Annotated in this window: 8 protein-coding genes; 7 read left to right on the top strand and 1 reads right to left on the bottom strand. The window is 67.9% G+C overall.

From position 1 onward, the window contains the following. The 7 genes from AC1VTH_RS03840 to AC1VTH_RS03810 all read left to right on the top strand — a co-directional run. A partial coding sequence (locus AC1VTH_RS03840; RefSeq protein WP_481334781.1) for a transporter substrate-binding domain-containing protein occupies nucleotides 1-779 on the top strand: 779 nt, incomplete at its 5' end. A gap of 77 nt (nucleotides 780-856) precedes the next feature. Further along, entirely contained in the window at nucleotides 857-2179 is a 1323-nt protein-coding gene (locus tag AC1VTH_RS03835; RefSeq protein ID WP_481334780.1) for an amino acid ABC transporter permease, read from the top strand. Between the two features lie 15 nt (nucleotides 2180-2194). Beyond that, nucleotides 2195-2989: an amino acid ABC transporter ATP-binding protein gene (locus AC1VTH_RS03830; protein WP_481334779.1), complete on the top strand. Its 795-nt coding sequence runs from the start codon at nucleotides 2195-2197 to the stop codon at nucleotides 2987-2989. A 267-nt stretch (nucleotides 2990-3256) separates the two neighbouring features. Beyond that, nucleotides 3257-3931, top strand: coding sequence for a response regulator transcription factor (locus AC1VTH_RS03825; protein WP_481334777.1), 675 nt, complete (start codon nucleotides 3257-3259; stop codon nucleotides 3929-3931). A gap of 205 nt (nucleotides 3932-4136) precedes the next feature. Beyond that, on the top strand, nucleotides 4137-5510 hold the full coding sequence (locus tag AC1VTH_RS03820) for a S1C family serine protease (protein ID WP_481334775.1): 1374 nt from the start codon (nucleotides 4137-4139) through the stop codon (nucleotides 5508-5510). Between the two features lie 688 nt (nucleotides 5511-6198). After that, nucleotides 6199-8346, top strand: a complete 2148-nt coding sequence (ligA, locus tag AC1VTH_RS03815; protein WP_481334783.1) for an NAD-dependent DNA ligase LigA — start codon at nucleotides 6199-6201, stop codon at nucleotides 8344-8346. A gap of 16 nt (nucleotides 8347-8362) precedes the next feature. After that, the gene (locus AC1VTH_RS03810; protein WP_481334774.1) at nucleotides 8363-9151 is read left to right on the top strand and encodes a tyrosine-protein phosphatase; all 789 of its coding nucleotides are present in this window, start codon (nucleotides 8363-8365) and stop codon (nucleotides 9149-9151) included. 280 nt (nucleotides 9152-9431) lie between these two features. Here the strand turns inward: AC1VTH_RS03810 and AC1VTH_RS03805 are convergent. Continuing rightward, the coding region (locus AC1VTH_RS03805; RefSeq protein WP_481334772.1) for a DUF3825 domain-containing protein at nucleotides 9432-10756 on the bottom strand (1325 nt) is incomplete at its 5' end.

Below are 10756 nucleotides of genomic sequence, written 5' to 3'. Positions count from 1 at the left end.
TCGCAGCCCTGGCCGGCTGCGGCTCGACCGGCGGCAACACCGCCGCTACCACCGAGGCCGCCAGCACCGCTGCTGCCGACGCCGCCTCCCTCGTCACCGCGGGCAAGCTCACCGTGGGCACCTCGCCCGACTTCCCGCCGTTCGAGAACCTCGAGAACGACGAGTACGTGGGCCTCGACATGGACCTCGCCAAGGCCCTGGCCGACAAGCTTGGCCTCGAGCTCGAGATCAAGAGCCTCAACTTCGACGCCATCGTGCCCGCCGTGGCCGCCGGCGGCCAGGTCGACCTGGGCCTCTCCGGCATCACCATCGAGCCCGAGCGCGAGGAGCAGGTCAACTTCTCTGATCCGTACTACATCGATGACCTGGGTATCGTTGCCATGAAGGACAACGCCGACGTCACCGCCGACACCTACACCGACGCCCTCAACCAGGCCGGCGTGGTCATCGCCGTGCAGTCTGGCACCACGGGCGAGTCCTACGCACAGGAGAACTTCCCCAACGCCACCACCCAGCCCTTCACCAACGCCACCGACTGCTTCGCCCAGATGCAGGCCGGCAACGCCACCGCCGTCGTCACCAACAAGGCCGTCGCCGCCAAGATGGTCGCCGACGCCTACACCAACGCCCAGGTCATCAAGGAGATCGCCACGGGCGAGGAGTACGGCATCGCCATCAACAAGGACAACGCCGACCTGCTCGCCAAGGTCAACGACGCCCTCCAGGCCCTCACCGACGACGGCACCATGGACTCCATCGTCAACAAGTACTTTGGCTAGTAGAATTCCCTAGGGAATATGGTTGTGCCCCTCTCCCGCAATCGGGGGAGGGGCGTTTGCCGTAAAGGACGGATTTCATGCTCGACAACACCAAGAAGGCCCGACCGCGCCTGCGTGCGCTCGCCGTCGCACTCGCCACGCTCGCGTGCGCGCTCACGCTTGTCTCGCCCATGGCGGCCCAGGCCCTCGAGACCCAGAAGTGCTCGGCCAAGCCCAACGGCAGCGGCTCGAGCGAGGTGCTCGGCGGCTCCGAGACGCGCATCACCTGGGAGGGTCAGGCCGACGCCTCCGAGCAGGTCAAGAGTGTCACGCTGACCCTGCCCGAGGGCACCTCGTACTCCACTGATGACGCGCGCCTCACGCTGCTCTCCGGCGACGACCTCATGACGCGCGACCGTCCCAAGACCGAGGTGAGCTCCGACGGCCAGTCCGTGACCTTCGCGCTCGCCGAGGACGCCCCGGCTGGCGCCTACGTGCGCCTCGAGCTCTACAAGGTGGTGTTTCCCACCTCGGGCGGCGACGAGCAGATGAGCGCCTCCTACACCCTGGCCGACGGCTCGAGCCACGACCTCTCCGACGTGCCCGCCATCTCGGTGACGAGCGTGAGCCCGTGGGACTCGGCCGCCAACTGGCTCAAGGAACAGGGCTGGGTGCAGAAGTGGAACGAGAACACGTTCCTGCGCCTCTTCCTCAACCCGCCCATCCTGGTGTCGAGCATCCCGTCGGTCTTCCAGGGCTTCCTCATGGCCCTGGCCATCGTGCTCGTGGCCTTCCCGCTGGCCATCCCGTTTGGCTTCGTGCTCGCCCTCATGCGCATCTCCAAGCTGCGCGTGCTGCGGGCCGTTGCGGGCTTCTACGTCAACATCGTGCGAGGCACGCCCGCCTTCCTGCAGATCTACATCGCCTTCTTTGGCCTGCCGCTCGCGGGTCTTCAGATCCCCAGCTACCCGCTGGGCGTCATCGTGCTGGCGATGAACTCGGCCGCCTACCTGTGCGAGATCTTCCGCGCGGGCATCCAGTCGATTCCCAAGGGCCAGTCCGAGGCCGCCCGCTCGCTGGGCATGACGAGCTTCCAGACGATGGTCTACGTCATCATCCCGCAGACGTTCCGCAACGTCCTGCCGACGATGACCAGCGAGTTCATCCTGCTGTACAAGGACACGTCGCTGCTGGCGGCCGTGGGCGTCATGGAGGTCGTCATGTACTCCAAGACCATCGTGGCCTCCACCGGCTCGATCACGCCCTACATCGTCGCCGCCCTGTTCTACCTGGTGGTCACGATCCCGCTGGCCCGTCTCGTGGGCAAGCTCGAGGCCCGCATGCTGGGCACCGACGCGGGCAAGCGCCGCAAGAAGACCCTCAAGGAAGCCGGCGTCATCGACGGCGACCACATCGCCTAAGGGAGGCAACGTAGCATGGCAGAGAACAAGAGCGTGGCCGAGACGGGCGCGGCGCCCACGGGCAACAGCGACGAGGTCGTCGTCTCTATCCGCGACCTGCACAAGACCTACGACGGCGAGACCGTCATCCTCAAGGGCATCGACCTCGACGTCCACCGTGGCGAGGTCGTCGTGGTGCTGGGCCCCTCGGGGTCGGGCAAGTCCACGATGCTCCGCTGCGTCAACCTGCTCGAGACGCCCACGAGCGGCCAGATCGTCTTCGAGGGTACCGACATCACCCAGAAGGGCGTCGACATCAACGCCGTGCGCCGCCAGCTGGGCATGGTGTTCCAGCAGTTCAACCTCTTCCCGCACCTGTCGGTGAAGAAGAACGTGATGCTCGCGCAGGAGAAGGTGCTCAAGCGCAGCCCCGAGGAGGCCGAGCGCGTGGCCGTCGAGGAGCTCACCAAGGTGGGCCTGGCCGAGCGCATCGACTACATGCCCTCGCAGCTCTCGGGCGGCCAGCAGCAGCGCGTCGCCATCGCCCGCGCCCTGGCGATGAACCCGCACGTGATGCTGTTCGACGAGGCAACGAGCGCCCTTGACCCCGAGCTCGTGCGCGACGTCTTGGGCGTCATGCGCGACCTGGCCCGCGAGGGCATGACGATGATCGTCGTGACCCACGAGATGGGCTTTGCCCGCGACGTGGCCGACCGCGTGGTCTTCATGGACGGCGGCGTCATCGTCGAGCAGGGCACGCCCGAGGAGGTCTTCGACCACCCCAAGAGCGAGCGCACACAGGCGTTCCTCGGCAACATCAAGGACGTGTAGGAACGAGGCGGAGGGGACTGTCCCTCCGCCTCGTTTTCCATCGCGAGGGTGGCAAAGGGGTCAGAGCCCTTTGCCACCCTTTCTGAAAAGAAGGGCCGGCGCATTGCCCCTCTCGGCCGCACGCTTCTCGAAATACCAGCGTTTCGCTTTGTTAACGAGGCAGACCGCTAGCCGACATGACCAGTGGATTCGTGCTAATCTCTGTTGACAACGACCCCAATGAGTAGGTCAGGGGCGATGAGTCCCCAAGGACACGGGAGCACCCGCATGCACCACAAGAAGGTCCTTCTCATATCGCGCACCACCAGGCTTCACGACCGTATGCGCGAACTCTCACACGAGCTCGACATCTCCGTGCTGCTCGCCACGCCCGACACCTTTGACCAGGCAATCTCGAGCGCGAGCGACTTTGGCCTCGTGACGCTCGACCTGGCCGGTGCCTCCGACGACCTCGTCTCGCGCGTGGCGACCTACTCGGCCGAGAATGGCTGCATCCCGCAGCTGCTCGTGACCGACGAGGACAAGCTCTCGACCCAGCGCATGCCCGTCCAGGGCCGCAACGACTTCATCCTCGCCACCGCCGGTGCCGCCGAGTTCGAGGTCCGCATGACCCAGCTCCTGTGGCCGGGCGAAGAGAACGCGCCCAGCGACATCGTCGTGATTGACAACATGACGATCAACCTCGCCACCTACCAGATCAACATCGACGACAAGCCTGTCGACCTCACCCTCATGGAGTACTCGCTGCTGTCGTTCCTCGCGACGCACCCCTCCCGCGCCTACTCGCGCGAGACGCTGCTGCATCGCGTGTGGGGCTTCGAGTACTGCGGCGGCACGCGCACGGTCGACGTGCACATCCGTCGCGTGCGCTCCAAGGTGGGTCCTCAGGTGGCGAGCCACATCGTGACGGTGCGCGGCGTGGGCTACCTCTTCAAGCTCTAGGTTTGCCCTGCATGGCTGGGGTTTCTCGGCTGTCTCGCCGCCGTCTTTGGCGTGCCTCTCGGCCATATTTTCAGCTTGCTGTAAGCGTTGTCTCGCGCGGGTGGTCTGGTGCCGCCCGCGCGTTTTTTGTCTTGGGCGAGGGGTACAACGTTGATAGAAAAAAGCCGTGGCGCGAGCGCCGCGCGTGTCGCAAAGGAGCGAGAACATGTCTGAGTACAACGACTTGAACGGGACGCAGCCCGGGCCCGTCCCGCCCTTCTCCACCGCACAGCAGACGAGGGCTGCCTCCCCGGCGAGCCCGGCAGACCCCACGGGCGCGGGCGCGCCGGCGCCCAAGCCACCCAAGAAGCCCCGCACGAGCCTCAAGGCCTTTGCGTTTGGCCTGCTTGGCGGCGTGCTGGGTGCCGCGGCGGTCGTGGCCGTGCTGCTGGGCTTTGGCCTGGTGGGCGGCACCGGTGCGAGCGTGGCCACGAGTGGCGCCTCGTCCGCGGGGTCGAGCCAGACCATCACGGTCAACTCCGATGACGACTCCAACACCACGCTTGCCAACGCCGTGGCCACCAAGGCCCTGCCGTCGGTGGTGTCGGTGAGCGTCACCACGGCCCAGGGCGACGGCGTGGGTTCGGGCGTCACCCTCGACACCGACGGCAACATCCTCACGAACTACCACGTCATCGAGGGTGCGCAGTCCATCAGCGTGTCCGTGAACGGCGACTCGTACGACGCCACCGTGGTGGGTTCCGACGAGTCGAGCGACCTTGCCGTGATCAAGATTGACGCCGAGGGCGCCACGCTCACGCCGGTTGAGGTGGGCGACTCCGACTCCCTGCAGGTGGGTGACTGGGTCATGAGCCTGGGCAGCCCGTTCGGCCTCGAGCAGAGCGTCAGCACGGGCATCGTGAGCTCGCTCTATCGCTCGACGATGCTGCAGTCTACCTCGGGCAACACCATCTACACGAACCTCATCCAGACCGACGCCACGATCAATCCCGGCAACTCCGGCGGTGCCCTCGTGAACAGCAAGGGCCAGCTCGTGGGCATCAACTCGCTCATCGAGAGTTACTCGGGCTCGAGCTCGGGCGTGGGCTTTGCGATTCCGGGCAACTACGCCGTTGACGTGGCCAAGAAGCTCATCGCCGGGGAGACCGTGACCCACGCCTACATTGGCGGCTCGTTCCAGACCGTGAACGCCCAGAACGCCCGCAGCAACAACCTGTCGGTGAACCAGGGTGCCTACGTGGCCGAGGTGGCCGCTGGCGGCCCCGCCGAGCAGGCCGGCATTCAGCAGGGCGATGTGGTGACCGCCATCGATGATGACGAGATCACGAGCTCTGATGCCATGCTCCTGGCCGTGCGCTCCCACAGCGTGGGCGACACCGTGACCGTGACGCTCATGCGCGGCAGCAAGCAGATGCAGGTGCAGGTGACGCTGGGCAGCGACGAGGCGCTCCAGCAGCAGCAAGACTCCGACAGCTCGTCGCAAGGATCGCTGCTCGAGCAGTACCTCGAGCAGTACGGCAACAGCTACGGCAGCGGTGGCGGCTATGGCAACGGCAACGGTGGCCTGAGCAGCAGATAGGCAATAGCGACTGCGGCGGTTGGTGCGGTTGCGGCGATGCGGCGGCTGACGCGGCTACGGTGAGCGCGCTGCGGCGACATACGTAAGCCTTGCGGGGTGGGGGAGCGCGTGCTTCTCCGCCCCGTTTTTGCTGCGCAGGGCGCGTGCTGGCGGCGGATGCTGCACGTATCCCGGTCTTGTGTATTAGGGGAGATTTGCATGCGATGGGGCGCTGCACGTTATCTGGGGTTGTGTATTAGGGGAGAGTAACGCCCGCGGCGGATGCTGCACGTTATTTGGCCTAGTGCATTCGTCCCCGGGGGTCAAGGAGCTGGCGCGGGCCCGGCCGGGGATGCACGAGGCCGATTCGCGTGCAGGTGCGGTCTCCGCGGGGTCGCCGTGGACCTGGAGCGGAATGCACTACCCCCGATTGCGTGCACCCGGTGCTCTCGCGTCCCTCTCCACTAATACAGGAGCCAGTTTTAGAGCGGGGCGATAAGGTCGTGGCGGCTTGCGCGGGTGCGTCAGCCGCGCCGCTTGCGCTTACGTTCGGTAGATGGCTCGTCCGCGCGCAGATTCCGCGCACCCCTCGCGCTCGCGGGGTGTCCGCAAGCTGCGGTACCATCGGATGCGGAAAACGCAGACGATGGGAGAAGACGTGGCAAACGAGAAGGACGCGCTCGAGGGGCAGACGTCGCTGTTTGGCGACATGGACGAGAGGGGCGCGAGTGCGGCGCCAGAGCAGCCAGCGACGAGCCCGCGGGCGCGCGTGGCGGAGCTCAACCGCCTGCTCAACGTCTATGCCTACCGCTACTACGCCCTCGACGACCCGGCCGTCACCGATGCCGAGTTCGACCGCCTGCTTCGCGAGCTGCAGGCCATCGAGGCCGTGCACCCCGAGCTCGTCACGCCCGACTCCTACACCCAGCGCGTGGGCGGCTACGTCTCCGAGCAGTTCGAGCCGGTGCGCCATGCCCAGCGCATGTACTCGATCGATGACGCGATGAACCTCGCCGAGCTCGACGAGTGGCTCGCCCGCACCGACGAGGCCCTGGGCTCCACGCCCGACCATCCGGTTGCCTACACCTGCGAGCTCAAGATCGACGGCCTGGGCGTGGCCCTCACGTATCGCGACGCCCAGTTTGTGCGCGCCGCCACCCGCGGCGACGGCACCACCGGCGAGAACGTCACGGCCAACGTTCTCACCATCAAGGACGTCCCGCACGCCCTCGCGGCGGACGGCCTGGCCCGCGTGACCGACGGAGGCCTAGGCCAGTCCATCGAGGTGCGCGGCGAGGTTTACATGCCCAAGCACAGCTTCGTGCGCCTCAACGAGGACGCCGACGCCGCGGGCCGCGAGCCGTTCGCGAACCCCCGCAACGCGGCGGCCGGAAGCCTTCGTCAGAAGGACCCCAAGATCACGGCTCACCGTGACCTCGAGACGTTCATCTACGCCGTGGCCGACGAAGCTCCGCTGGCCGTCTCCACGCAGTGGCAGTTCCTCGGGTGGCTCCGTAGCTGCGGCTTCAACGTTAACCCCAACGCCCGCCGCTGCACAAGCGCCCACGAGGTGCACGACTTCTGTGCCGAGGCGCTGGCGCACCGTGACGAGCTCGACTACGACATCGACGGCGTCGTGGTGAAGATCGACTCGTTCGCGGGGCAGGAGGCGCTGGGTTTTACCGCCCGTGCGCCGCGCTGGGCCATCGCCTTCAAGTTCCCGCCCGAGGAGAAGCGCACCGTGCTGCGCGAGATTCGCATCCAGGTGGGTCGCACGGGCGTGCTCACGCCTGTGGCCGAGTTCGACCCGGTGGTCGTCGCGGGCTCCACCATCGCGCGCGCAACCCTGCACAACCTCGACGAGATTCGCCGCAAGAACGTGCGCGTGGGCGACACAATCGTGGTCCACAAGGCTGGCGACGTGATTCCCGAGGTCGTGGGCCCCGTGCTCGAGCTGCGCCCGGCGGACGCCACTGAGTTCCACATGCCCACGCACTGCCCCAGCTGCGGCAGCCCCGTCGTGCGCGAGGAGGGCGAGGTGGCCTTCCGCTGCGTGTCGATCGACTGCCCGGCGCAGGCCCACGAGCGCCTCGCCCACTGGGTGAGCCGCAAGGCCATGGACATCGACGGCCTGGGCGACGAGCTCATTGGCAAGCTCGTGGCCGCGGGGCTTGTCTCCGACGTGGCGGACTTCTACGACAACCTCACCGAAAGCGCGCTGGCCGCCTGCCCGACGGGGCGCGTGAGCGTCTCGGGTGACGACATCCTCGTGGGCAAGGTCATCGCGGCCAAGGTCATGGACCAAATTGCCGAGAGCCGCGAGCGCGGCCTTGCGCGCGTGCTGTTTGGCCTGGGCATTCGCCACGTGGGCGAGCAGGTGGCCCGCTCGCTGGCCGGCGAGTTTGGCTCGCTCGTCGAGCTCATGGCGGCGGACGAGGAGCGCATCGCGGCCGTGGAGGGCGTGGGCCCCAAGATCGCCCATGGCGTGCGCGAGTTCTTCTCGGTGGAGGAGAACCTCGCCGTGGTGGAGCGCCTGCGCGAGGCGGGCGTGGTGCTGGAGGAGGAGCGCGGCGAGCAGGCCCCGCAGACGCTCGCGGGCCTCACGTTTGTGCTCACGGGCACGCTCGAGCGCCACAAGCGCGACGACGCCAAGGCCGCGCTGCAGGCGTTTGGCGCTAAGGTCTCGGGTTCGGTCTCGAAGAAGACGAGCTACGTGATCGCGGGCGCGGCGGCCGGCTCCAAGCTCACGAAGGCCCAGCAGCTGGGCGTGCCAGTGCTCGACGAGGATGCCCTCGAGCAGATTCTTGCCACGGGCGCGGTGCCCGCGGCGGGGGAGAGCGAGGGTGCCAATGAGTAGCAAGGGCTGTGAACGCGTGGCTGACCGCAGACGCCCGCTGGCGGGGCCGAACGACAACCCGCTGCGCCCCAACTTTGGGCGCATCGACTTCGAGAAGCTCCCCAACACGCGCGACCTGGGCGGCCTGCCCGCGGTCGACGGGCGTCATGTGCGCAAGGGGCTGCTGCTGCGTAGCGGCCTGCTCTGCTGGGCGAGCGACGCGGACCTCGCCCGTCTGCGTGACGTCTATGACCTGCGGCTTGTTGTCGATTTCCGCGGCGAGGACGAGCTGGCCGAGACGCCCGACCCCATGAGAGCACTGCCCCAGGCGCGCTTCGTGCACGCCGACGTGCTGCATGAGGTGTTCGCAGGCATCTCACAGAGCGCCGAGGCGCGTCGCCGCCTTGCGGATCTCGAGGACAACGACGAGGACCCCGCCGCCTACATGGAGGAGTTCTACCCGCACCACCTCACGAGCGAGGCGGGCATCGCGGCCTATGGGCTGTTCATCCGCTCGATTCTCGAGAACACGCAGGGTGCGGCGCTGTGGCACTGCCACGTGGGTCGCGACCGCTGCGGCATGGGCACGATGGTGCTCGAGCACATCCTGGGCGTGCCGGGGCCTGAGATGGAGGACGACTACCTCGCAACCAACCTCTACACCGACGAGGCGCCGAGCCTGCGCACCGACGCCAACATTCGCTTCATCCGTGCCGCCGTAGCGGGGCTTGAGCGCGAGTTTGGCGGCCTCGACGGTTACGTGCATGACGCCCTGGGCGTCACCGACGCCGACGTTGCTGAGCTCCGCGGGCGGTATCTGGAGTAGAGCAGGCGCGGCGCCCCCCCCAATTACAGAATCCTAGGAAAATGCCGTTAACCCGATTTAGCGGATGGGGTTAACGGCATTTTCCTAGGATTCTGGGGGCAGGGAGGGCGCGGAGGGCGTGTCTCGTTGTGTATGAAAGTCGCAGCTAGGCGAGGGTTCACGGGTGAGGCGGTGAGGGTCCACGGGCGAGGCGGCGAGTACGTGCCGGCCGCCGTTGCCCGAGTGCCTTCTCGATGCTGCTGTCGCGAGCACGAGCGCGGCATAAGAGTGCCGGCCGCGTCTACGCGAGGGCCTTCTCGGCAGTGAGCCAGGTGGGCACCTCGGCGCTCACGGCGCGGGCGGCCGCGTAGGCGCACGGCAGCGACACGACGCTCGCGGCCTGGTAGGCGCCGCTGGGCATGAGCTCGAGTGTCAGCGCGCAGTCGACCTGCGCGTCGTCGACGATGGCGAGCGGCAGCAGCATGACCATGCGGTCGCGCGCGGCGTCGTAGGCGGGTGCCACGTAGCGGTAGCTTCGGCAGCTACGTCTGCGGGCCAGGTCGATGGCGTCGTCGATGGCGCGGCACGTCTTGCGGTAGCGCCCCGGCTCGCCCGAGATCGTGCGCGACAGCGTGCGCAGCGCGCTCGCGTGCTCGGCGGGAGTGCCGCCTCCGAGCAGCGCCTCGAGCGCCTCTTCCGCGTGGGTGCCCGTGAGCTGCTCGGTGAGGAAGCCCCTTGGCAGACGGTCTGCGCCGTCGGCCAGGATCGAGCGGTAGTCGGGGATGACGAGCGCGTCCTCGCGCACGCAGACGTCGTCGATCGAGCGCAGGTAGGAGGCTCGCTCGGGCAGCTCGGGCAGCTGCGCCACGAGGCGGGCGCCCAACTCGCCGGCGCCCGCGGTGGCAAAGCCGTCGAGGTGCCAGGGGATGTCGGTGCCGGTGGCAGACATCACGGCGTAGAGCTCCTCGTCCATGGCCGTGGCGAGGCCGGTGTCGAACGCGGTAAGCGTCCCGTCGGCCGAGACGGCGAGCGCACCGGTGGCGCGGACGCGCGCGAGCGTGGCGGCGAGGTAGTCGCGCAGGACGCCGTAGCGGCTGGCGCGGCCCACGCCCTCGCCGGGATAGTTCCAGCGCTCGGGCGTGGCGGCCGTGGCAAGCGTGCCCAGGCAAAGCTCCCAGGTGCCGATCTCCATGAACTGGGCGAGGTCGCGGATGGGGTCGGGCGAGGCGGTGCCTGCGGCGGGCTTGGGCGCAAGCTGGGCCCAGCAGCCGCCGGCGGCCTGCGGCAGGCCCTCGAGCCCGGCGGCCTCGTGGGCGTTGCCGGTGCCGTCGTCGCCGTCGACGAGCGTGAGCTGCCAGTGGCGGGCCTCGCCGGCGCGCGTCTGGCGGCGCATCGTCACGGTGACGGGCGCCGAGCCGTCCTCGACTAGGTAGCGCAGCGGGAACGTGACGAGGTTACGCGACCCGGTGGCCGTGCCGGTGGCGCGGGCGACGCGCCAGTCCTCGTCGAGGACGGTCATGAGGTCGGCATCGATGGGCAGGATGCGCGTGAGCAGGCCGAGAAGGGCGGGCTTCACGGACACCTCGTCGACGAACGAGCGCGGCAGGTCGTTGTGCGGGCGGGCGG

The sequence above is a fragment of the Parolsenella sp. genome (assembly GCF_982402205.1).
The sequence above is the reverse complement of the archived record's forward strand: the minus strand, read 5'-3'. Positions and strand labels throughout refer to the sequence as shown.

What these genes read in the sequence shown, in the direction of transcription:
- AC1VTH_RS03835 (WP_481334780.1), top strand. Translation starts at nt 857, where the DNA reads ATGCTCGACAACACCAAGAAGGCCCGACCGCGCCTGCGTGCGCTCGCC.
- AC1VTH_RS03830 (WP_481334779.1), top strand. Translation starts at nt 2,195, where the DNA reads ATGGCAGAGAACAAGAGCGTGGCCGAGACGGGCGCGGCGCCCACGGGC.
- AC1VTH_RS03825 (WP_481334777.1), top strand. Translation starts at nt 3,257, where the DNA reads ATGCACCACAAGAAGGTCCTTCTCATATCGCGCACCACCAGGCTTCAC.
- AC1VTH_RS03820 (WP_481334775.1), top strand. Translation starts at nt 4,137, where the DNA reads ATGTCTGAGTACAACGACTTGAACGGGACGCAGCCCGGGCCCGTCCCG.
- ligA (WP_481334783.1), top strand. Translation starts at nt 6,199, where the DNA reads ATGGACGAGAGGGGCGCGAGTGCGGCGCCAGAGCAGCCAGCGACGAGC.